The organism is Bythopirellula superficialaquae, from assembly GCF_059632245.1.
Genome location: NZ_CP197429.1, coordinates 1 through 23,310 on the forward strand (window position 1 = coordinate 1; position 23,310 = coordinate 23,310).

Sequence of the window (23,310 nt, forward strand, 5' to 3'; positions counted from 1 at the left end):
TTGGGCTTCCTGATCCAGCCTCGACCCGGCAGGAGTTCGTGGAAGATGGCGACCGGGAAGCTCAGGCACTGCGAGCGTTAATCGAGAATTGGCACCTTGTTGATCCTAGCAGCAGTGGACTTACAGCTCTGCAAATCACGGAACTTCTCAAGGGGGAGCGCAATGATTGTCCTTTTCGAGAAGCGATGTACGATTTGTGCCCACCCCATGGTACGGCATCGGTCCCAACCGGACGTCAGATCGGCAATAAGCTTAGCCACCTTCGAAGACGTGTTGTTGCTGGCAAGGCGATTGACTATCGAACTGGTGCTGGTCGGGTCCGCCGCTGGTATGTCGTGCAACTTGGATCAAAGGAAGCCGAAAAAGAGTCACCCGAGTCACTATTAGACCTTACAAGTGACTCTAGTGATATTAGTGACACAGAAACCTCCTCACGCAAGACAGGCCAGATTAATGATCAAACTGAAGAAACAATATTGGGGGGCGAGCCGGTACTGAGACACTTGAGTCATCAGAGTCATCCTTCGACGAACGGCTTCGGAGCCAGCCAGTCGGTGGAGCTTACGGAGGTTGTCATATAATGCGTACAAACGATGATATATGCGAATTGCTGACAGAGCTTGACGAAAAGCTCATCTCGGTTCGAATACTCGGCGGAAGGTTGCTACGTGTGGTAGGCCGTCGAGAAGACATTACTCCCGAGCTGGTAGATCGAGTAACGCGGTCAAAAGCGGAATTGCTAGAGCATATCATGCTCAACACGTGCCAAAACTGTGGTTCAACCGATTCTTGCGACATCAGAATTCACTCGCGACGATCCGTTCGACGCGATTGTGCAAACTGCAAAAAGACCATGGGATTTCCGCTTTGGCATCCCGAGGCAACACAAAAGGATTGACGTTAATAGGCACTACATGTATTTTAAGATACATGCCAACCAAGAATGTTAAGTCGGAATGTTTGACCGATGTTCTCCGCAGAGAACTCAATAACTCACCAGACTCGTTTCCATATATTTCTAGTGTGACAGGAGTTCCCAGAGCGTCGCTGATGAAATTTGCCCATTACGAGAGTAATTTGCGGCTCGACATGGCAGATCGATTGGCTGAGTATTTTAGACTGGAATTGACAAAACGTTCTGGAAGATAGCCAACACTGTATCCTTGATGCTATATTCCTCTCTCACGCGCACACGCGCGAGTAAACAGGTGAGCAAATCATGGCAAGCATATCCAATGACCCGAATGGCCGCCGACGTCTTCTGTTCACAGATCCTAATGGCAAACGGCAAACGATCCGCCTGGGTGCTATCTCAAAGCGAGCCGCGGAGACCGCTAAGGTGCATGTCGAGCACCTGCTGAATGCCAAGCTCACAAAGCACCCCGTCGAAGCTGAGACAGCTCGTTGGGTAGCGTCGCTGGACGACGTGTTCTACAAGAAGCTCGCCAATGCAGGACTAATTCGGCCGCGTTCCTCGGGGCTTCTCGGGCCATATCTCGATGACTACATCGCAGATCGAACGGACCTGAAACCCCGCACTCTGCTCAAGCAACGAGCCACGAAGAAGCACCTTATCGAACATTTTGGTGAGGATCAGCTCCTCCGAGAGGTGACTCCCGGAGACGCCGACGGGTTTCGACTCTACCTCGTAAAATTGGGACTCGCGGAGAACACAATACGCAAATTCGTGCAGATCACCAAACAATTCTTCACAGCAGCAGTTCGGCGAAAGCTGATCGAGTCGAACCCTTTCGCCGACCTGAAAGGAACGGTGCAGGCTAATCCCGATCGGTTCTATTTCGTGAACCGCGAGATCTCACAGAAGGTTTTGGAAGCCTGCCCTGATGTAGAATGGCGTCTGATCTTTGCCTTAAGCCGCTTTGCAGGCCTGCGCTGCCCGTCTGAGCACTTAGTTCTGACTTGGGACGATGTCGATTGGGAAAAGAGAAAGATTCGTGTTAGGTCGCCCAAAACGGAGCGAATTGCGGGCAAAGCGTTTCGGGAAGTGCCGATCTTCCCTGAACTCGCCCCCATCCTTGAAGAGGCTTTTGATGCCGCTGAGCCTGGTACCGTCCATGTGATAGCCCGCTACCGGGATTTGAATATCAATCTGCGTACACAGCTTCTGCGGATCATCGAGAGAGCTGGGCTGCTGCCTTGGCCCAAACTCTTTCAGAATTTACGCAGCACTCGGCAGACCGAACTCGCCGAACAATTTCCCCAGCATGTGGTCTGCGCTTGGATCGGGAATACCAAAGAAGTTGCCGCGAAACACTACCTTCAGGTCACCGATAGCCATTTCCAAAAAGCGACGCAAAATCCGACGCAGCCAGTGTCAGCCACTGCATGTCAGCCCATGACCGATTTCAATAAATCCCCTGTTTTGTCACTGCTAGGCAATTTCAGTCATGGGTGTACAAGTGTTCAAGTAGTCCGGGAGGGACTTGAACCCCCGACCAAGGGATTATGAGTCCCCTGCTCTAACCAACTGAGCTACCGGACCATTGGTCGTTTTCTTCGAGGATTAAGGGCATTTACCCCATTCTAAGTGATCCTCTGTTGTAAAGTCTACAAGCTTTTCTACAATGATTGTTGGTGAACGAGTGTTCACTACAACAAGTCGCCCCGGCACGATGCGTCAACATCGTGACGAGGCTAAACAGTCCCCTTTTGTACGAAGGAGAAAGTCATGAAGGCCAATTCTAACATCCCGCGTGAGATCAGCCAATTGCTCGATCAGGCCCTAACGGTCGAGGAGTTGATCGACATTTTGCAGGGATATGACGCCAACGCCAAAGTCGTCTTTCAGTGCGACTACGGCGACATCACGCACACGCAGCAGGCTCTGGCAGTGTCCTCGGTTGAGGAATTATGCGATGGCATGGGCTGCACATTAGTTGACTCGGCTTACAGCAATTCAGGCGTCGCCATCGAAGAAGGTGAGGATGACGAGCAAGTCGAGTACGAAGTGATCGTGTTGTCTTAATCTCAATGCGTGGGGCGTGTCACAGTGGCACGCTCCACGTTACTCATAAGGAAAATGAAATGCAGAATTACATTGTCGAACCGCGAGACTTGCAACTCACACAGAACGAAGATGGTGTGTTCATGTTCTTTGACATCCCATGGTCACGCTCTGCTGTTGATCGCATCACACGAACAGTGAAGGAAGGCCATATCCAGCTTGGCACAGGAAGATGGAAAGACACCGAAGGCGATCTTGCTGGGATTCGATTAGAAGGCCATCACTCGGAAGATAACTCATGGGATTGGATCAAGCTCGGCATCCGCGTTACCAAAATGTCGCAGCAACTAGAACAGTTCATGGCAGAGTTCCAACAAGGCCACGAGGATTTGCAAGACGAAATGGCCGCGGATGATTCGCCCCTCGGCAATAAAAGATAACAACTCAATCAGGAGATAAACGTCATGGCTACCAAAACTAGAAAGAAACGCAAAACTGTTGTTTGCCCGAAGCCCAAAAACTTCCCTCTCACACCTCACGCATCAGGGAAGTGGATGAAGTCGATCAAAGGCAAAGTTTATTACTTTGGCAATTGGGGCAGAATTCGAGACGGTTTAATGGTTCGATTGCCAGACGATGGCAAAAGTGATGCCCTCGTGCTGTATCAAGCTTTCATCGGCACGGGTGGCAACGTGAATAATGCAACAGCAACGCCTGATCAGGTGACAATCGCTGTACTGTGCAACGCATACCTCACTGCCAAGCTCACGAAGATGCAGGCGGGCCGATTGTCGTCTGCGACATACGGCGAGTATAAGACGGTATGCGACAAGCTCATTTCTTGTTTTGGCAACAATCGCATCGTGGCCGATCTGACACCAGTAGATTTCAATGCGTTGCTGGCGCACTTGTCGAAGGGCCGCGGGCTAGTTTCGTTGAGCGGCCTTATTAGCAAGATTAAGGCAGTGTTTCGCTTCGGTGTCGAGAATGATCTCATCACTAGCCGCGTGAAGTACGGTACGGAGTTCGTGAAGCCAGCACGATCTGAATTGCGTAAGGAAAAGGCCACGAACGGGAAAAAACTATTCACACGCGATGAAGTACTTTGGTTGCTCAACGGTAAACAAGACGGAGAAGTTTTCATCCCCGGAGCGACAGGCCAATTGCGATGCATGATTCTCTTGGGCATCAACTGTGCTCTCGGCAACACGGACGTTGCCGAATTGTGTTTGTCGAATCTCGATCTCAAGGCTGGTTGGTTGACGTTCCCGCGTGGCAAGACCGGGGTTGAACGCAGGTCTAAGCTATGGCCTGAGACAGTCGCAGCCTTGAAAGATGTGATCGACAATCGAGCCAAGCCCAAGAATCCGCGTGATAAAAACTTAGTGTTTTTGACGAAGTACGGCGCACCATGGGTCCGCAATCCAGAATCGTGGGGCAAGGACGCCAACGGTGGGCGAGTCCTGAAAACTGTTTGCAACATCAATGCGGTGTCGGGGCAGTTCAAAAAGTTATTGCGGGAGCTTAAAATCAATGGCCGAAAGGGTCTGGGATTTTACAGTTTGCGTCACACGTTCAGAACCTGGGCTGATTCTACGAAAGATTTTCCTGCGGTGCGATTAGTGATGGGCCATGTGGACGGTTCGATTGATGCCGTCTATCGCGAAGAGATCGGTGATGATCGCCTCGAGGCCGTGGCCGATCATGTTCACAATTGGTTATTCGCCAAGCCCAAGAAAGGCGGTGAGAAATGAGATTTGGTTATTTTTTGGATGAATGGTGGCGCCTACTGGCGACTGAAATCATTGGCGAACTTAAAACACCACAACGAGTGGAAGACGACCGTCGCAGGTCCGCTGGACTATCGAACTCCGAAGAAGATTTGTTGTCGCTCAAGGTGTGTACTTACATTGACGGACTCACACCGTCAGAGTTTAAACTTGCCCGAACGCTCAAGCAAATGGAATACATGCGTACCGCAATCCTGGCAATGGGCCGTCAGCCTCCTACGCCCAAGGCCGTTTATCTTGGCGGAGAACGCATCCAAATGGGGAATCAGATCATCCCATTGAATGTAACCGAGCGTCAAATACTGGAGGGGTTGATTCGGTTGCGTGGTAAAGCAAAGTCCGCAGACCTAGTCGCCGCTAGTGGTCACAAAAATATCTTGATTAAAATTAAAAGGTTATTGAAAAAGCAGCCCATCCTTAAAGCTGTCATCACGCCTGCAACCGAAGAAAACGGCGATTACTATGAGACTTCGATTGTCGATGGACGAACGCCTTCGCAGGCCCCCGCATCGACCCCGCAGACCTCGAAATTGACCTCCTAACAGCCTCCGCTGGTGTCCTGCGGGAATTTTATCGTTCCCGCAGGACACGCTCTTAAATCGCATCGAATTGATGCCTTCTAACATGTTTCTCATGTGTTCATTAAGTGTTGCCCTTATGCGATTTAGTTGCCCATCGGTCCATGTAAACATTTTTACATGGGAACAAAACAATCAACACGCGAACTCTGTGAGCTAGTCCGTTCCGCGGATGAAGGTGACATTCGTTCGCGGCTCGCTGAGCTTGAATCAGAAGCCGCAGCCTTACGAACGCTACTACGTTCAATCACCGCTCGTAAACGCACGGCTGAGCTAGTGAAGCCCGCAAAGGAGGTGCAGTCATGATGCTCTCCATCAAGCAAGCGGCCGAGCAATGCGGCGTGGCGGAATACACCATAAGACGGTGGATTCAACAGGGCGATTTACGCGCAGTTAACTACTCCGTGAAAAGCACTTCTAAAAAGCCAATCTATAAAGTTCGGCAATCTGATTTAGATGCGTTCAATGCAGCACGCGACACAAGCCCAGCACCCATGCGAGAGTTACCCAAAAAGAAAATTTCCAAAGGCAACCGCATCCAGTTTTATGAGGAAGGATAAAAAATGGCCAACGAAAACCATGCCGTTGAACCGTCTGACGATGAACTCCGCTATGAAGTTATCAACGAATTGATCGCCGCTGGAGTCGTCCAAGTGACTGCGATCAACGCCCATGATTTCTCCATCGAGTTTACCGAACAAGGACGCGAACTGTGCGGAAAAATCGATGAGTGAAAATCTCCCACCCGCAGTCAGGCGTGCCGACATGCAGGCGGCCAACAAACTGCGACAGCTTCCTTCTCATCGGTACGGCCCGATTCGTGTGCCTGCCAAAGTCATGCAGATCATTCACGAGCGGTTATTACCAATGCTCGCGCTCAAGGGTCGCAATCTGGCACGTAAGGTTCATCTGCTCGAAGAAGTCGTGGCGAACATCGCCAAGGCCGACAAAGTCGGAGCGTGCGTAGCGATTCCTCGCGATGGCACGTTGGCGGCTAATCGGTTGTTGAACTCCATCGTTGATACGCTCATCCGTGAGGGATTGTTGATCGTCCGCAAAGGCAGCCAGCAGAGCGGTTACGTTTCACGCTATGCACTCTCGGTCAAGGGCCTCCGACTGCTCAAAGGGGCCAAAGTTTTGTCACCTGAATTCTTCCCTCCGGCACCGACATCAGTCAAAAAACCTACCAACTTGGATGACTATCCGGTCGTGCTGCGCAATGCAGACAAAACAGCCGTACCGTTCAAGCTCACTCCCGACATCCAAAAACTCGTTGAAAGAATCATTGCGATCAACGAGCGAAATCTCGTTTCTAGATTTCGCTATGAACGTGCGATTCCTGATCCTGACCCAGATCCCGATGGTCCGCCCTCGCCCGCGACACTGGTGATTGATGCACCGAACGTCTGGGTGCGGGCGATCTACAACGGCGACTTCGAGCATGGTGGCAGGTTGTACGCCTACGGCGATGACTGCTACTCCTACTCGTTGATGAAAAAAGAAGCACGACGCACGATGACCATTGATGGGGAACCTATTGCTGAGTTCGATTTTAGTGGTCATCACCCGCGAATTCTTTATCACCTTTCAGGCGAAGAGGTGTCAGGCGATGTGTACCGTCCATTATCCGTGATTCCCAAGATGATATGTCGTGGACTGGAGAAAGAAGCTCGCACCTTAGTTAAGCGTGCTGTGAATGCGGCATTGAACGCCAAAGACCAACGGGCGGCCATGGCAGGTATGAGCTTGTTCTTGAAGAAAAACCCCGCTTATGTGCCTGTCATGCGACAGCTCAAGATCACCGTCAAAGGGTTGATGGAACGGGTGATTGCTGTGCATCCGAAGCTACCGTTCTTCACGGGGGCTGGCTTGAAAATACAAGCCGCCCACGAACAACCCTTGCTGCTAGATATCCTCGAAAAAATCCAATCCTGCGGATACCCCGCCTTGGGCCTCCATGATGGAGTGATCTGCCGTGCGAATAAACAGGAAATGCAGGTCACGTATGCGGCTATGCAAGAGGCCTACGTCGAACGGTTTAATCAGTACCCGTTGATACTGAGAGATCACTAACATCTCGCTCAATCTCGCCGTTCCAGATTTTTCTGATTTCACTATCAGACAAAAAAAAAAAAACGAACAACACACACACACACACAATCACACACACCAATTATCGCATATTCATTTACCTATGTGAGATAGCGGTTAAAGCGTTGAAATCAAAGGAGTTAGAGCGAGGATTCTTGAAGGTAAAAAGTGAGGAAGCAGCGAGTGTGAACAGTACACAACGGAGTAACAGAAATGGAGATGAGATTGATGACGTTTGCAGTCACAAGCTGTGGGGATCAGTCGGTTGAAAAAAGTAAACAAACGACCACCACTATGCCCATATATGCAACGCACGAGCACGATGTACGCGAGAGCATGATTCAATGGATGTAAAGTTCGGTGATTTAGTATTGCGTTTTTAGGGAGCATAAATGAACACGATAAAAACACACCACTAGCAGCAACATCAAAATACCGAGTGAGCCAGACACCATTGTTCACACGATCCTTTGTGGTTTGTGAATAGCACGAGAAAAACAGACTGAACCAGAAGTTTCTACAACATCCACCATGTAAACCGCGACACGCGAACGAGCAGAAGTAACAGGTCACCCCATGCAGGATACGACAAAGAAGGCCAAGAAGGGACGAGGTGCTCCAACGGGTAACCTGAATGCCCAGACGAACGGTCTGAGTACTCTGAAAAGGAGTTGTACGACAACGCTGCCGACTTTGCCTTGCATCAGAATCACGCGACAGATGCGAATCGTCAGACGCACGATGGAGGAACAGGTAGTCCAAGTTCACGGTGAAATCTCATACCAACACGAGTTGGCGATTAACACCGCGACACGCCATGAAGCCGCAGCGTTGCTCATTGCACGCTGGCTGCGATTGAAGTCCGAGGAAATGAGCCACGGAGAACGGTTGCAGTACATCTCGGCACTGGGCAGAGAGTCAGATGCACGAGATCGAGCCATTGAGCGCCTGGGCCTCAACAAGGACGAGACGCCATGGGCAGGTGTGTTCGATGGCTCAATCAAGGAGAAAAACTAATGAATCTCATATCCGCCCTATGCCGCATTGTCGCCAAATGTACGCAATTCAGGGCACATTCAGACAGGGAGTGCGGCACAGGGGCAGCAAGGGGCACCACGGGGAACGCCAGGACGAGTGCCGAAGGGCCAGATTCGCATGACGCAAAGCAATGGCTCGAATCAATGCGTACATTCCGAGCCACAAGGATGAGTGAGCACGATTGGCAACAGTTTATTGCCAACACATTGGCAAACACGCCCAGTGATTGGGGTCGTGCTGACAAAAAGTTATTAGAGGAGGTTGAACGTGCAGCACACCATTAAAAGATTCTCAGATGGCAGTTATGCCAAGGTACAGGATGACGGTAGCTGGTTCCTACGTCTTGCCAACGGCAAGCACATTCGTGGTCGTGAGAACGATTCACCAGAAGCCTTGAACGTAGTTACACAACTCCACCAAGAGTTTGTCATGGAGTTATGGGAGACGGGCAGATTCAGGGGAGGTGGTGTCTATCAGGTAGTCGTCCAATGATTACCAAACTTCTGAATTTGTTGAGCCGCAAGATTCCAATTGTTCAAAAGACGCCTGTTCCACAACACAAGTTCGATAGGTACGAGCGTTATCAAGCAGCACGCAGACGCAAAAAATGATAAGCCAAGCACAGTTTGAGGAGTATGCGAAAAGCCCAAAGCAATTTAGGGATGATACTCTACTCGACTGTGCGGGTGATGTTCGACCGTTAGGCGAAGTCATTGAGCAATGGCAAGAGGATGATTTTTCTGCCATCGACTGGGGCCTAATGAAGTGCAACGGGAGATATGACAAGTGGCGATTGAGTATGAAGTTCCGCGTCTATCTTGAGCGCCCACGCGGGCACTCCAAGACGACCGACATAGGTTTACTGTGTTCGTGGGCCTTGATGTTCGCAACTCGTCCAATCCGTGCTTATGTGATTGCAGCAGATAAAGACCAAGCGGCTCTTCTCACCGATGCCATTCATACTCAAATCCGATTGAATCCGTGGCGAAAAAGATTGATCGAAGTGCAAAGGAATTGCGTAGTCAACATCGCCAAAGGCCATCCCGGTTACGGTTCCAAGCTAGAGATTTTGACATCAGATGTAGGAAGCTCATACGGTATTCTTCCTGATCTCATTGTTTGCGACGAGTTAACTCATTGGCAGGGTGACGGCAGCTTGTGGCATAGCTTGTATTCATCTGCTGCAAAGAAGAAAACTTGCTTGCTCATAGTTATCGCTAATGCTGGCTTTTCTGAGACTTGGCAATGGCACGTCCGCGAAGCAGCACGCACCAACAAAACATGGCACTTTTCCAGATTAGATGGTCCAGTCGCGTCGTGGATTACTCCCCAAATGCTTGCCGACCAACGCAAAATGTTGCCAGCTCCAGCTTATTCCCGCCTCTGGGATAACCAGTGGAGTAACGCTGGGGGAGACGCTCTAACTGAATCCGATATTGAATCCGCATTCATTGCTGATCTCCAGCCCATGACTGGCAATGAAGGCGACTATTACTTCGTAGGTGGTCTCGATCTCGGTTTGACACGCGATGCCGCGGCATTAGTAGTCATGGCCGTTCCCAAGGGCGGCAAGTCAGGGAAGATCAAACTCGCCCATCACAAGTTATGGAAGCCGATACGCGGGCAAAAAATCAATCTCTTAGAAGTCGAACGACACGTCTTGGAATGCGAAGAAAAGTATCGGATGCAATTCTGTGCTTTCGATCCGTGGCAAGCGGAACACTTGGCACAAACTATCGAAGCTGACACGAACCGCAAGCGTAGGAATTCCAGACGGAGATTCAACAGCTTGCCGTTTATGCGAGAAGTTCCGCCCACGGCTACTAATCTCCGCCAACAGGCCAGCCTCACCATCGAGTCGTTTCAGGATCAACGCTTCGCATTCTATGACTGTGCACCGTTAAAACGCGATCTGCACAAGCTCCGAGTCGAGGAGAAATCTTACGGTATGCGGCTTGTGAGTCCTCGAGACGGCGAGGGACACGGTGATACAGCTAGTGCATTCTGTTTGGCATTGCTTGTGGCTCACGAGATGGCTGGGAAAAAAGTAATCCGGCTATCGAGTCAGCAAGATAACCACAGTTGGATGTCGAGCTTTGCGTCTCGGTTGGAAGCCCAACAGCGTGAAGATGAGGCTCTCGCAGCCATGTATGACAATCCTCTGCTAGATGCCATGCGTAAAGGTGAACTGAATTTTATGAATTGATTTTTTCCTCTTACATAGGGAGTAGTACATGACACCACAGGAGCAACGATTACATCGACATCAGGAGCTACGACAGCGCCGAAACGAGTTATATCGTCAGATCACAGTTGGCGAAGACAGTTTGCTAACAAGCGAAGATGATGAAACACGTCGATCACTCGACCGACGGATATCGGCTATGCGGAATGATCTACGCGCCTTGGAAGCGGAATTGGCGAACAATCCTGGCGAGACTTTTCATGAGTTTGCAGAACGCATGGGTTGTGAACTCATTCAGATTGGCAGGGACGATCAACTGTCGATCCGAGTGAGCGAACTCCAAACCATGCAATTGCTGCCAGGTTGGTATTTGTTTCGTAATGGTGCTTGCAGCGATGGTTTCTTTAATCATGCTGAGTCACCGCAAGACGAGCAAATAAGATTGTCGCGTGAAGCTGAATATTTGACCCGCCGCTTGGCTATTGAAGAGAAAAAGTTTTGGCAATGTAAATCTTATATCAATGAACAATCTTCGTTTCACAGCATGGGTGCCGGACCCCTTCCAGAAGAGCAGGCCTACAAAGATTTGGAATCGTTTCAGCAATGTGTGTTGCAACTTCGCGAAGAATTGATGAGGGCAAAAAATCAATTGCAGAAGTTTGCAGGCCCAAGCATGTCGGAAGCCGTTTACAAGTCCCATAGTTCGCGTGTGCAGGCTGCGAGGGAAGCACGCCAACGTGCTGAGCAATTAGAAATTTAGAATTACAGTTTTATGTCCACCTTTTTCAAGGAGATTTACGATGATGGTCTTAAATCAAGCAGTGTATGCATGTTGTGGTCGTCCTCACGGGCAATGTGATTGTGGTAGCAAGGAACAGCGAGTCACTCGCCTAGCGCCCAAGGTCTTCGATGCTCCCACACTGAATTTGACCGCTGTGGATCAGACTGGACTGTTGGGCCTACCGGTCTGGAATTTTGAGAATCCCTTGCACCGAGAGGCTGGCACTTCCAGCAGTCAGCGATTTGATGGCGGTCTCGGAGTCAGTAACAGTGGTATCGCGTACGCTCCGAACGATCCTCGTCAGCAAGATCTTCTGGGCATTCCGGAATGGCATTTTTAGACGACAATAAACTGATTTGACTCGTAGCAGCTGCACTGTGAGTGGGTGATGAGTTCAGCCGCCATCACCCAACTAATGCTGCTTAACAAGAAACGTCATGAAGGCACGGCGATGTTTTCAAACATTGTCTGATAATCAGATTGACTCAACACGGTATCGAATAGACCGACATCCTCGTCTTCGTGCTTGTTAATTCCTGTGTACATGAGGCTAGCATCTTCATACCGCTTGAACTTATAAACGGCATCATTCATCAGTGCGCTATTGAACACGTTTAAGCTGACCAAGATTTCAAAATCTGACACGGAAAGTCCCGTAACCTTTTTGAAAAGTGCGGGTTCAAGTTGAGTTATGACATCCTTCAACGTGCGTTCCCTATAATCGGTCAAGTACATGAACACAGGAATGCGAGTAGCAAATTTGATCAGCTTCTCTTGTATCTCTTTCCGCTTAGATTTGTATTCCTTTTCAGCGTCGGTGAGTTCCTTTTTTTCTTTGGGTGTAAGTTCTTCGTCATTCTTTTCCTTGCGAGCTTTTTTTACCGCTTCGGACTTGTTAATTATGGTTTCGATTTCCTGATTAAGATTGCGAAAACCTTCGATGTTTGACAAAGCCTTCATCGCGGCTTCATTATTCATTAGCCGATGCAGCGTGGCATTGTCGACATTCACCAACAAGGCGCTTTCCCAACGGCGGGCCAATAGAGTTGCGCTTGTGCCACTCATGGCGATGTCCAAGATGCCGGCAGCATCAATTTGCTTCATAGAGCTACCGTCGTAAGCAAGCACGGGCAGGAAGCTGATGAACTCGGCCACTTTCTTTTCGGGATTCGACTCGTCGATATTGAGTCGGCAACTGTAGTCAGCAATCTGTCGCAACGCGCGATCGGGAGCAAAATCGAAAACATAGCACTCTTCCTTAACAATCTGCTCCTGATTGGGAGAATCGCCATCTGGGTTCTGAATCGTCCAAGGTGATTGGACGCGGAAGGAGGCCTGGAAATAGGTTTCTGGACTAGAAGAATTGCGTAACATAAAAATGCCAGTCCAAGGCCTGACCGTCACGCCGGTGGTCAGTTTTCCACAGGAAAGCGTGATTGTCTTAGACGCTAGCGGGTTGCCCATGGCGTCAAGTACGGGCCCCAGTGCTGCAGCGCCTATACCTGCACTGTTTCCAGCCGAGACAACAATTCGATAGTCGTGATAGAAGCGATTCTGCCGCTTCTTGATGAGATTTCGCATTGCATAGCAGGACGCAACGCTTGGCAAGAACCAAAACGTGTGACTAAGCACATCCAGCAATGGTGCGTGGGAGAATGGCATCGGAGGTTTCTTGGCCCCGAGTTTGAGATTGTCGATTGAGGTTGGTAGGAACGATCCCCGAATTAGATCAAGCCATTTCTGCACTTCGTTCTCGTATTTGAATTTAGCATTGTCTCCTGTGCCTTCAGCAGCGAAGAAAACATTTAAGTCAAACTCGTTGAACTCACCCTGCATAGCGATTTCGCGGATTGCGTCGGGCAGCTGATACGTCATTAGTACCATACGGGGCAGAGCGGCATATGGATTGTTTGGTTCTTGCCAGTCTCGCTTGGCCCGTTGCTCATCGGAATATGTCCAGTTGTAGATTTGCTCTTCGATGAATTCGCCCGAGGCAATCGCTCGAAAGGGGGTTCCCGACAGATAAAGGTAAGCATCGGTCGTGATGGGCATCGCCTCTTCGTCGTAATATTCGATGCCTTGGCCCTCGCCGAACTCTTGTTCCTTTTGACCTTCCGCTTCAAAAAGCTCCTTGGCGTTATTCCTCCAGGCTCCAAAATGGTATTCGTCAAGTATTACGCAATTCCAGTTGGTCGCATGTACCCATTCGTTCTTGGCTTTGATTCCCCCCGTGCTGCGATTTTTGCCCAAATAATCTTGAAAAGAACCGAAGCAAACGAATGGTTTCTTAGTGTCGACATCCTCATAGGTCAAACCGCCCGGGGAGATGAATTGCCAACTCTTAAAATCGACATGACGCTTAAGATCTTCGGCCCAAGCATGTTCGACCGCTGGCTTAAAAGTTAGCACGAGCACCTTACGCCAACCCATCTTCTTGGCGAGTTGATAGGAGGCAAACGTCTTGCCGAACCGCATTTTGGCATTCCATAAGAAATGTGGCGGCTTTGTCGGAGCTTCCTCCCGCATTCGCTTGAAATAGTTAGCTGTCCGCTCGACCGCTTCGATTTGTTCGGGACGCATTGCGAATGTGAGCGTGCGGTCGTGTTCATAGCCCTCACCACGCAATAAAGCCACTACTGCGGCCTTCACTTGATCGACTGAGCAAGCAAACCACTCGCCTTTAGGATTCTTGCAACCTGCCGCGCGTAAGTATCGGTGGACATCGCGATCATTGAACGACGTTCCATCCTTACGAACGGCAGTCTCTTCCAGAATGATCCGATATGGGGGCTTACCGGGACGAAGCGTAGGATACTGCTGGGCAACCCGCGACTTGGCACTTACGGTTGTGTAGCCGACTTTTAGCAGCCCTTGATACTCAGGATTGGAATCTTGATAAGCATAGATTGTTGGCTTAGATTCGGGCCGCGGAGGGAAAAATTCGTTGGGCATCATTCATCTCTACCAAGCAGTATTGACTAGTTCTCACCGAGGTGAAAGCCGAATAATTCGACCAGCTCCCACCAAAGCTCCTGATTGTTAATTCGATACATGTAATTGTTTCGATACGGACGGCCAACTTCTACGTGTATTCCTAAGGGATGAACGCACTGGACAACAGCATCTGAATTGAAATAAATGCGGCACTCAGCGCCCCATTTATTCTCCTGCAACTGATACTCTTGAGGGTTCCCAGGTGTGATAACTATCCCGGTCGCGGCTTGGTATCGCTGCGAAAATCTCAGTATTCCTGACGCTGCAACCTCCGCCTCAAGTAATGCATGATCTAAATAAAATCCGTAAGGGTCTTGCTGTGGCATGCTAGTCTCCCGAGCTACAAGTTTGATTGAGGTCTAATCACCATTCCCGTCCATTGAACGAATCTTCGACTTTATGAATTCAATCTCGCCGGACTCAATACCATATCTTTTGAAGAGTCGGGCATCAGTCCAGGTCTTAGTCATGTCGAGTATAGGAACGAGTGAGTAAGATTCCTTAGTAATGTGGTGCGAGTATACAAATTGTGAAACCAAGAACCGAAAGAAGCGAGTTTTCATATACTGTACAAGGTTTTTCGCCTCGCCTTCGCTTTCATAACTGCCAATGACCAAGTACGTTTCCGTGCAAATTGTACCTGGGGGCAATACTTCAACCTTAGAAAATACCTTACGACGTCCGTCTTTGCCTGGATTACCTGCATGGTCATAGCTCACGTATGAAGTAATCACTTTCCATTTATCAATTATGTCTGTTCCAATCTCGACCTCTTTACGTGGATATGGACCCTCTCCGTTTTGCCATCGAAGAATAATATCTCCTTTATTTTTTGGCCGGGTGTTGGTAGACAAGCCAAACGGCTTTCTGCTTGTAACCTGTTCACTCATAAACTTCCCTTTTTTCGCCAAAACCTTACGGATTATGGGCATCGCTTCGCTGTGACGAATAAAAGTGTTGAACTCATTAAGTGGCCTCGTCGCTTTTACCCTCTGACCGTTATTCACATTAACGACTTCACAATCGCCAGAGTGGTCGCGATCCCAAAGGAAATAACAGACACCTCCCGCTAGGTCGACGCCAGGGAAGCATTCTCCTGCATTCTCGAAATCAACGATCTTCCTGATGCGATTGTCATTGAGCATCTCAGCTCGGAAGTCGTTCAAGCCCTTCCCACCTCCAAACCACCTAGAAGGGATAATCATCGTCAAAAAACGCGGATTTAACTTCTTTGCTTGGTGAACAAACTGGTTATATATTGGCGAAGCGCTTCTACCGAAGCCGCCATCACTTAATTGATAAGGAGGATTTCCGACGATCACATCAAACTTCATGTTGAAAATCTCCTCGGGGTGATTGGTGTGAATAAATTTGTAGGCATGCGATTCAAGTTCGTCACCACGTTCATAATTTTCTTGGTTGGCCCCGCAAAAGGAACAACGACCGCTGACCCAGGTGTGCTCCACACGTTGGAAGTAAATGTTTCCATAAGCATTGTCGAACTTATCACACACCGAGTATTGCCCATTGGCGACCTTGGAACAGTAAACCGACCTCCGCGATATCAGCGCTGTGAGCTCAGTGATTGCGATGCCGTAGAGTTGGTTCGTGAAAATATGATTCAGACGGGCTTGTTTATCGGGAATCTTTTTCGACAAGCCGTCATCGAGCCGCTTGGCAATTTCTCGAAGGAAGATTCCCGACTTACAGAACGGATCTAGAAACTTCGCGTTTTCATTCTTCCATAACTTATTAGGCAACATATCAAGCATTTCATTGGCCATCTTTGGCGGCGTGAATACCTCGTCGCTGCTGAGGTTTGCCAGGCAGCTCAATACATCAGGATTGTAATTGCTCAGTTGCATCGGCAAGTTTCAGGTAATGAGTAACAGGGTATTCCCTTACAGGCTCGGGAAAGAAAGCCTCTTCCCCAAGATCGGAAAATAGCGGCTTCCCTTTGATACCGGCATAAGAAAGTAATTCGTGAAACTCAAAGTCCCGCCGCTTAACCATGGTGCCGTTCAGCAAGGACCACTCGGAAAACGTAATCGGATTGGAATTATCTCCAACCGTTTGGAGCGACAAGGCATCCCCATGAATAATGTTGCGTCCGAGGACAAACTTGATTGTCCGCATGAATTCGTCGTTGAAAAGGGTCTTGCAATGTCTTTCGGCGATACCAAAGAGCCTTGCGCGACATTCGACGACATTATCTTCAAGTATATCAATGCCGTAAATTGATGAGACGGCCAGCAAGCTATACCTTTCGTGATCGTGTGGGCTCCGACGGTACCTTCGATCCACGACGTTTAACTTGCGTTCCAGAACTTCCGTAAGGAAGTTGCCTTTGCCGCAGGCCGGTTCCAGGAACCGAGAGTCGATACGCTCGGTTTCCTGTTTCACGAGATCGAGCATGGCATTTACTTCGCGGGAATCTGTGAAGACCTCCCCATGGTCCATAACTCGCTTTTTAGAGATGACGTGTTTCTTTTTCAAAGTTGCATCCATTGACATTCACCGCAAGAAGTCACGTACTGTAGATATATTTACCACTATGCCGCAATTAAAGAAAGATTGCCATGGACCGGCACAACAGTGGCATTTTTTAATACAAACGACTGAAATCGGCGTTCAAACCGATCGCAGAGATCCCAAATATTTCGAGTTGCTTCTCGGAAATCTGCTAGAATATCAACGACAGTGAACTCCATTGCAATGATTCCATCGTCGTTAGAAATACTTTGCTATGCCTGATTATTTGCAACGACCTGCAAGAACTTAAGCCTAATTCTCATGGTTTAAAAAAAGCCATAAGCAACGACTAATTTTCAGCAATCACAGTACTTAGTCCGAGAACTTCATCTTTAGTCAATTCCCCTGAGAAGCAGCTTTGCTGTTACGGCAGCGACTGTATTATCATAACCCTCTGCGGCAACCTCTCGCAATTGGTCGCCGATCCATCCAGCGTCAAATAATTTCCAGCCATGACTTCTGAACACCTCGCTTAGACGACCTGTTTCCGAACTCGGAATCTTACCTGCCACTAGACACAGCTCAATTTTCGGTGATTTCCTGATTGCTTTCTTTTCCAGCAGCCTTTCGACAAGCCTGTTGCTAACAACTTCCCATGTCTTCGGCTCAGTAAACAACTTGTACCGGTTCGCACCTTTAGAGCCTGGTGTAAAGGCTTTGGCGGACACACCTCGAGAATCGAGGTAAGACTTACACTCAACAACTCTCAGAAGATTGTCTCCAGGACGGTAGGCCAAAACATCAAGTTCCCAGCGAGGACAAGACGGTCGTTTAATGGCACGTTTATCTTCTGCCGTCAAATCTACCTTGTATGAGTTACGGACCCAGAATCCATCCCGTTGCAAAATTGCCGCAATTACAGATTCAAAAGCGTCCATTGGCAAACCTAAAGAGATGTGAAAAAGAAGTATTAGGAGCAAAATAGTGGAATTGAGATTGGGATAGCTTTATACTATCCCAAAATTGCTTCTCCATCCACAGCGAAAGGTCGTCTCGTGAGGCTGACTTTATTTGTAGCTTTGCTTTTTGTGACAATTTCATCATCTAGGGCGACAGACTATGCCACTACAGTATTGGATGATAATCCAATAGGCTACTGGCGGCTTGGTGAGCTTACGGGCAACACAGCTTACGACACTTCCTCAAATGCTCTTCACGGCACGTATATCGGGAATGTGACTCTTGGCCAAGAGGGAGCTATATCGGGTGATTCAGATACTTCAACTTTGTTTGATGGTATAACAGGCTACGTAACAGTAGGTCCATTTCCAGAGCTGAATCAACTAACGAATAACTTCACAGTCGAAGCTTGGGTAAGAGGTCGTGGGCCAATACTTTCGACTTGGTTAGTACAAGTATCTGGAGATCGAGGATACGGATTCAGCATACCTATTGATCCAGGACTCGGAATGCCGGGACCATACTTCGACTCTGTCCTGAGATTCACCACCTTTAATATCAAAGACTACGACCACCCATACGATTTCGACGACCAGCAGTGGTATCACGTTGCCGGAGTGTTTGATGCATCTAATGATGCGACGTTGTATATCAATGGGTTAGCCGTTGCCACGATTGCAGGGGATCTGCCAGCTACCACTAATTCAGAGCCGCTACACATCGGTGAAGCTCATAGCGGATTGTTTCAATTCGCTGGGAATATCGACGAAGCAGCAATCTACGGACGAGCACTTAGCTCAAACGAGATATGGGAACATTACGTAGCAGGCACAATTCCAGAGCCATGCACCGCAGCTATTGCTTGTGTGTGTTTATTCGGCTTGCTAAGTAGAGTAACACAGAATAATCACACGAACGGTTCTTCCCCACATCCAGCGCAGGATCGTCTTTGTTGTCGTTCTTCGTAGAGGCATCAGGATACTGATTCAGCTGGCGGGGGCGTTTATACTGCGAACTCGATTTTATTGCTTTGTGCTGGAGGAGCATCCGATGAAATTCAAGGTCAAAGCAATTGACGGGGCGGGGGCTGAGATAACTGATACTATCGACGCCGAAGATGAGGAATCTGCATTGGCTATTGCAAAAAGCAAGGGCCTTTTTACCACTAAAATATTTATGGTAGCAGATCATTTGGGCACTGAGCACATTATGACGCCTGTTGATGCACAAGTTCCGCCTGAATTGCCTGTAGCAGCTACTACGGACGCCCTATCGGATGAGGAGCAAAAATTAGAAAAGATCAAAGCTTCGCTATTCCTTTTTGCAGTCCTCTTCATGACGGCGGTTTTCTTTTATGTTTTTGTTTATAGTCATTACTCTGATCCCACACGAGGTAATGCAGAAGACTGGACAGCCCCGATACATAGCGACCGAACATCTTCATTAAATGTTGGCGATACTGCATATGTTCGTGCAGGTGATCTGGAAGCTGTACACGCGGGCACTTCAGCAGCAGCAGGAGATCGTCTCGCTCAGTTAATGCTCGCTAGAGATACACAAGGAATAGCAGGGCTAATCCTGACAGGAGAAGTTGTTACTGTCAAACGAAGTACACGGTGTAGACTAATTGACCAGAATTGGCCGGGAGTTTGGGAAGTACGTTTACTCGATGGACTACACCAAGGCAAAAGTGTTTTCTTGCCACGGGAGTACATTCAAGCTTACTAGTTCTTGCGGCTAAATTATTGCCCTGAGATCTTTGATAGCTGTGTCTAGTCATATAGTACTATTCTATTATATTGCATCCCTCTTGATGCAGTTTCTGCTTCCTATTGCATCGCAATTTCTTACAAGGAGGATCGCTATGTCGACTGTTATTCAAAACGCCAGCGCTTTTATTGCTCAGTTGCAGTCGCAAAATGCTACTCGTGATGTTCTTCGTGAATCATTTGCCAAAGCCTCAAGCATGGTCACGGTTGAGAATAATGAATCACTGGCAGAGGCCAATGCAGTTATTGAAAATCAGCAACGGAAAATCGACATGCTCGAACAGCTATATAGCGAGCTGGCTTACGGGGACCAGACCGAGATTGAGACGCTCGAGGATGACGAACTCGAGGATGATACTTCGATTGACAATGCCCAAGACGAAGTTGTGATTGCAAACATGGAAGGCCAGATCGCCCAAAATAAGTTCGAGGTCGCAGTCAGTAATATCCAAGTTCCTTCGATTGACGCCATGATCGCCAAGCAGGAATTGTTACTTGCGGAGATGCGTGAGCTTGTGGCAAGTGAATGACACGCGAATTTATCCCCTCACAGATACAGCTTGAGCAGCGGAAAGAAGCGATTCAATAGTTTCAGTTGATGGGCTTCTCCAAACAGTTCACCACCCAAGTTTTCTACACTGGTGCGCCTAGCATCGAACAGGTGTATTCTCTGACCAAAGCTCATGGCATGACCGTCAAGCAGGTGGAACGCAAGCATCTCGCTGCTGCCAGGCTTGTTCGCTAACTGTTCGCTATGTGTCCCGTATGCGGCCTGTTTCTTTGATGTTGTTCCTGGAAGATCAGGTATGAGGCCAAATCAGTTCGATGCGGCCACAACAAAAAGGAGCCAGTGATGCCAAAGACCAAACGATCCAAATCAACTTCCAACAAGCACGAGATTTTTCCTTATCTGCAAGAACTCGAAGATAGGGCAGCCAAGACCCCTATCATTCCCGGCCTGAGGTCGGTCAATCATAGTTTGGTCGAAATGCTGCATAACATGTCTGACAGGGACTTGCGAGAATTGGCTGCTCTGCCTCCCGTGCCCTCTTATCAAGAGTGGTGCGAATCGCAATCTCCAGGCGAGTAGTGTTGCGAAACGCACTCTTGTTTTTCTCTGTACCCACCTAATCAAACTCACAAAGGTAAAAAGAAATGCCAAAGACCAAGACGGAAGCCGAGACGAACGCAGTAGACAAGGGAAATAAGCAGAAGATGGTACGCATCTGCCATCCAATAAGTGGGCAGGTAAATGAGATGTCAATGCAAACACTTTTGATCGGGCTGGGTGCAATTCGTCTGACTGAAATGCGAAGGATCAACAAAGTAATTTGCACTCACGAAGGTATCGAGTATCCACTTTATCAAATGGAGTGCGAACTCACTCAAAAAGATATCTTGGTGAAACAATACCTTAAGGAGTTGTGCGATGAAGAACTTGCAGAGTCGTACGGCGACATAATTCTTAATCAAGTCGATTGGGATGACGATATGTACCCAAAAGAGGAGGAGCCAGGGCGAATTTCATACTTGGAAATACCAATAATCTTTAGCTGAATAATGCAACACCCTCGGCTGTCACATTGATGGCCGAGGGCTTTCTATTGCTTGCGAGAGTAATGTAGTGCGAATATACTACACACATGTTTCCAATGGACAGAAAAGCGATCAACGAAAATCCTGTCACAATCGAGTATGACAGCCGCGGTCAACGAACCCGCAAGACCCTCCCCAACGCCATCGAAGCCAGGCGTTTCTATTCGCGGATGCTCCGCGAGAATCGCAACCCGATGATCGTAGGCAAACAGGCCAGTTAGGCCAGTCAAATCTCAATACTAGATATTGGTTAAAGGTGCGTTTATACTGGCAAGTCTGATGTGGTTCCTTCGCAGACACTGATCCATCATGTAATTTTGAGACGATGTTTATCCAATATCAAGAAATTGTCCAAGAAACAGATTGAGCCGAGCTAACATAATCCATGGCACTCAAGAAATGCAGCGAATGTGGTGAGCTAGTCAGCAGTCTAGCTAAGAAATGCCCTAAGTGCGGTTGCCCCACTGAGTCAGCCAAGAACTCTCTGTTGGGTTGTCTCTTTCTTTTCTTGCTCATGGGTGGCTGTACAGTCTGGATGACTAAGAAGGTTTCCGATGAGATGCCAGCCTCCGTGCCGTGGCATGAGGCAGACAATTCAAGCATGGCCTATATCATGATGGAGGACTTTGTCACGGAGCGGCTCAAGTCGCCAGCGACGGCCGACTTCCCCGGCGTGTTCGATGGCAACCAAGGGCACGTCACTAGCTTGGGCGATCGCCGCTATAAGATCACGAGCTACGTCGATGCACAAAACTCTTTCGGAGCGTTAATTCGCACCAACTTCACCGGCGTGGTTAGACAGGTCAGCGAGAATCGCTGGGAGCTAGAATCGCTCAAATTGAACGAGTAGCTAGGCCATCTTCACAAGGGCCGCTCACACCGCGAAAATGCCCCTGTGCTGCGTTCGCATATCATGCCCCGCAATTCATGGGGTCAACACGTTGAGTGCGTGAGAATGTCATCACGGAGTCGCATTGTAGAACGTGTGTAGACTTCTCTTTAAACTCCGATTTACTTCGATTTACTCTGATTTACGATTGTGTCGCAATCATCAGCACAGACGAGAATCATCGTAGTTTGCGGTGATTATTGTAGATTGGTAAAAATTAACCATTCTGATTATGAGTCCCCTGCTCTAACCAACTGAGCTACCGGACCAAGGCTGGCGAGTTGACCAGAATTTTCCAGTATCGCGGACGAGGGGCAGAATGGCAACCGTACGTGAGCAGTTGATGCGGCTGTAGGGAGTGTCGCTTATTGGCAATTAAAACAATGCTTTCTGCTTGTTCTCTTTGGGGCGTGACAAATACGTGCCATCGGCCGCGGGAACCATGAGCGAATCCGGCGGGCTGCGTTCGACGATCTCTTGATCGAGCCACAGTGCGCGAGCGTCGTTAGTTTCCAGTACTAACGGCGCCGGCTACAAGCAAAAAATGGTGGTACATGTCAGAATTTCAGCAGAGCAGGGAGAGAGCGTACATGCGGCGAGCCCCGGGATGCCTTAGTCATTCCCGCGGCGGTGAGAGGAATATGTCCGCTTTATCATTTCTATGGCGACCTCCCGTAGGCCTGAACGAGTAACGCGAGTTCCGGCAAGAAGCTGTGAACATTCGCCAAGCGAACGATTGTGCATTGCCGGAATTGCTCAGGGCTTGTTCGCGGCCAACAAAGCGACCTCCGTGCGCATCCTCAGCGCAGTTGATTTCGCTTACATGAATTGAAGCGAAGGCTTAGCGCGCCGCTGCGCCGCCGGCCATGGCTTTTTTGATCAGGCCGATGATCGCGACCAGGAGTCCGCCGCCAATGGCTGAAGCTCCAGCTTGGCCAGCCATTTCGCCCGCTCCGCCGGCTCCCAGCACCGATTCCAGCACGCCCATCCAATCGACGGCTTGGCCACCGGCGATACCGCCGATGATGCCGATGATCGTTTGGGCCAGCTTGCTCAAATCGATATTCTTGAGCAGCGTGCCGGCAATGTTGCCGCCCGCTCCGCCACCAATCAATTGAATCAACAGAGGAACTAGTTGTTCCATGACACGCCTACCTTTCAGGCAAGTGAAAAGAGAGAACAGGCAATGGTATTTGCAAGCG

26 protein-coding genes and 1 tRNA gene are annotated in these 23,310 nt (G+C 49.0%); 19 read left to right on the forward strand and 8 right to left on the reverse strand.

The window, feature by feature from the left end; all coding sequences use genetic code 11:
- Positions 1–581, forward strand: a 581-nt coding sequence (locus SH678x_RS23175; RefSeq protein WP_496923125.1) for a hypothetical protein, incomplete at its 5' end; no start/stop codon positions are given.
- Between the two features lie 638 nt (positions 582–1,219).
- Positions 1,220–2,470, forward strand: a complete 1,251-nt coding sequence (locus SH678x_RS23180; RefSeq protein WP_496923153.1) for a tyrosine-type recombinase/integrase — start codon at positions 1,220–1,222, stop codon at positions 2,468–2,470.
- On the opposite strand, the gene SH678x_RS23185 is transcribed toward SH678x_RS23180, so the two are convergent.
- Positions 2,430–2,503 (reverse strand) — tRNA-Ile (locus SH678x_RS23185). The genes SH678x_RS23180 and SH678x_RS23185 overlap by 41 nt on opposite strands.
- Positions 2,504–2,689: 186 nt before the next feature.
- Between SH678x_RS23185 and SH678x_RS23190 the strand changes: the two genes are divergently transcribed.
- The 10 genes from SH678x_RS23190 (at position 2,690) to SH678x_RS23235 (ending at position 11,407) form a co-directional block, all read left to right on the forward strand.
- Positions 2,690–2,986, forward strand: coding sequence for a hypothetical protein (locus SH678x_RS23190; RefSeq protein WP_496923126.1), 297 nt, complete (start codon positions 2,690–2,692; stop codon positions 2,984–2,986).
- Between the two features lie 59 nt (positions 2,987–3,045).
- A complete protein-coding gene (locus SH678x_RS23195; protein ID WP_496923127.1) occupies positions 3,046–3,405 on the forward strand; it encodes a hypothetical protein in 360 nt (119 codons plus the stop codon).
- A 114-nt stretch (positions 3,406–3,519) separates the two neighbouring features.
- A complete protein-coding gene (locus tag SH678x_RS23200) occupies positions 3,520–4,719 on the forward strand; it encodes a tyrosine-type recombinase/integrase (protein ID WP_496923128.1) in 1,200 nt (399 codons plus the stop codon).
- A complete protein-coding gene (locus SH678x_RS23205) occupies positions 4,716–5,297 on the forward strand; it encodes a hypothetical protein (protein WP_496923129.1) in 582 nt (193 codons plus the stop codon). Before SH678x_RS23200 ends, SH678x_RS23205 begins: the two co-directional genes overlap by 4 nt.
- Before the next feature lie 338 nt (positions 5,298–5,635).
- Complete coding sequence (locus SH678x_RS23210; RefSeq protein WP_496923130.1) at positions 5,636–5,893, forward strand: helix-turn-helix domain-containing protein; 258 nt, start codon at positions 5,636–5,638, stop codon at positions 5,891–5,893.
- Positions 5,894–5,896: 3 nt separating this feature from the next.
- Entirely contained in the window at positions 5,897–6,067 is a 171-nt protein-coding gene (locus SH678x_RS23215) for a hypothetical protein (RefSeq protein ID WP_496923131.1), read from the forward strand.
- Positions 6,060–7,406: a hypothetical protein gene (locus tag SH678x_RS23220; protein ID WP_496923132.1), complete on the forward strand. Its 1,347-nt coding sequence runs from the start codon at positions 6,060–6,062 to the stop codon at positions 7,404–7,406. Before SH678x_RS23215 ends, SH678x_RS23220 begins: the two co-directional genes overlap by 8 nt.
- 738 nt (positions 7,407–8,144) lie before the next feature.
- Entirely contained in the window at positions 8,145–8,441 is a 297-nt protein-coding gene (locus tag SH678x_RS23225; protein ID WP_496923133.1) for a hypothetical protein, read from the forward strand.
- A gap of 820 nt (positions 8,442–9,261) precedes the next feature.
- Positions 9,262–10,668, forward strand: a complete 1,407-nt coding sequence (locus SH678x_RS23230) for a terminase large subunit domain-containing protein (RefSeq protein ID WP_496923134.1) — start codon at positions 9,262–9,264, stop codon at positions 10,666–10,668.
- 178 nt (positions 10,669–10,846) lie between these two features.
- Positions 10,847–11,407, forward strand: coding sequence for a hypothetical protein (locus tag SH678x_RS23235; protein ID WP_496923135.1), 561 nt, complete (start codon positions 10,847–10,849; stop codon positions 11,405–11,407).
- Between the two features lie 456 nt (positions 11,408–11,863).
- On the opposite strand, the gene SH678x_RS23240 is transcribed toward SH678x_RS23235, so the two are convergent.
- The 5 genes from SH678x_RS23240 to SH678x_RS23260 all read right to left on the reverse strand — a co-directional run bounded on the left by SH678x_RS23240 (position 11,864) and on the right by SH678x_RS23260 (position 17,832).
- Complete coding sequence (locus SH678x_RS23240; RefSeq protein ID WP_496923154.1) at positions 11,864–14,380, reverse strand: GIY-YIG nuclease family protein; 2,517 nt, start codon at positions 14,378–14,380, stop codon at positions 11,864–11,866.
- Between the two features lie 26 nt (positions 14,381–14,406).
- Positions 14,407–14,748, reverse strand: coding sequence for a hypothetical protein (locus SH678x_RS23245; protein ID WP_496923136.1), 342 nt, complete (start codon positions 14,746–14,748; stop codon positions 14,407–14,409).
- A 33-nt stretch (positions 14,749–14,781) separates the two neighbouring features.
- Positions 14,782–16,287 (reverse strand): Eco57I restriction-modification methylase domain-containing protein, encoded by a 1,506-nt coding sequence (locus SH678x_RS23250; protein ID WP_496923137.1) that lies wholly within the window; start codon positions 16,285–16,287, stop codon positions 14,782–14,784.
- On the reverse strand, positions 16,262–16,930 hold the full coding sequence (locus SH678x_RS23255; RefSeq protein ID WP_496923138.1) for a hypothetical protein: 669 nt from the start codon (positions 16,928–16,930) through the stop codon (positions 16,262–16,264). Before SH678x_RS23255 ends, SH678x_RS23250 begins: the two co-directional genes overlap by 26 nt.
- A gap of 356 nt (positions 16,931–17,286) precedes the next feature.
- On the reverse strand, positions 17,287–17,832 hold the full coding sequence (locus SH678x_RS23260) for a hypothetical protein (protein ID WP_496923139.1): 546 nt from the start codon (positions 17,830–17,832) through the stop codon (positions 17,287–17,289).
- Between the two features lie 117 nt (positions 17,833–17,949).
- Here SH678x_RS23260 and SH678x_RS23265 point away from each other — a divergent pair, with 117 nt between their 5' ends.
- From SH678x_RS23265 to SH678x_RS23275, 3 genes are all read left to right on the forward strand, one after another.
- Positions 17,950–18,822, forward strand: a complete 873-nt coding sequence (locus SH678x_RS23265) for a LamG domain-containing protein (protein WP_496923140.1) — start codon at positions 17,950–17,952, stop codon at positions 18,820–18,822.
- A gap of 82 nt (positions 18,823–18,904) precedes the next feature.
- Positions 18,905–19,582, forward strand: coding sequence for a hypothetical protein (locus SH678x_RS23270; RefSeq protein ID WP_496923141.1), 678 nt, complete (start codon positions 18,905–18,907; stop codon positions 19,580–19,582).
- A 136-nt stretch (positions 19,583–19,718) separates the two neighbouring features.
- Positions 19,719–20,153: a hypothetical protein gene (locus SH678x_RS23275; RefSeq protein WP_496923142.1), complete on the forward strand. Its 435-nt coding sequence runs from the start codon at positions 19,719–19,721 to the stop codon at positions 20,151–20,153.
- 17 nt (positions 20,154–20,170) lie between these two features.
- Here the strand turns inward: SH678x_RS23275 and SH678x_RS23280 are convergent, their stop codons facing one another.
- Positions 20,171–20,341, reverse strand: a complete 171-nt coding sequence (locus SH678x_RS23280) for a hypothetical protein (protein ID WP_496923143.1) — start codon at positions 20,339–20,341, stop codon at positions 20,171–20,173.
- A gap of 135 nt (positions 20,342–20,476) precedes the next feature.
- On the opposite strand from SH678x_RS23280, the gene SH678x_RS23285 reads away from it, so the two are divergent.
- The 4 genes from SH678x_RS23285 to SH678x_RS23300 all read left to right on the forward strand — a co-directional run bounded on the left by SH678x_RS23285 (position 20,477) and on the right by SH678x_RS23300 (position 22,069).
- Entirely contained in the window at positions 20,477–20,713 is a 237-nt protein-coding gene (locus SH678x_RS23285; RefSeq protein WP_496923144.1) for a hypothetical protein, read from the forward strand.
- Positions 20,714–20,778: 65 nt separating this feature from the next.
- Positions 20,779–21,180: a hypothetical protein gene (locus SH678x_RS23290; RefSeq protein WP_496923145.1), complete on the forward strand. Its 402-nt coding sequence runs from the start codon at positions 20,779–20,781 to the stop codon at positions 21,178–21,180.
- Positions 21,181–21,266: 86 nt separating this feature from the next.
- Entirely contained in the window at positions 21,267–21,440 is a 174-nt protein-coding gene (locus SH678x_RS23295) for a hypothetical protein (RefSeq protein WP_496923146.1), read from the forward strand.
- A 380-nt stretch (positions 21,441–21,820) separates the two neighbouring features.
- Positions 21,821–22,069, forward strand: a complete 249-nt coding sequence (locus tag SH678x_RS23300) for a hypothetical protein (RefSeq protein WP_496923147.1) — start codon at positions 21,821–21,823, stop codon at positions 22,067–22,069.
- Positions 22,070–22,949: 880 nt separating this feature from the next.
- On the opposite strand, the gene SH678x_RS23305 is transcribed toward SH678x_RS23300, so the two are convergent.
- Positions 22,950–23,252, reverse strand: a complete 303-nt coding sequence (locus tag SH678x_RS23305) for a hypothetical protein (protein WP_496919697.1) — start codon at positions 23,250–23,252, stop codon at positions 22,950–22,952.
- Positions 23,253–23,310: the final 58 nt, after the last annotated feature.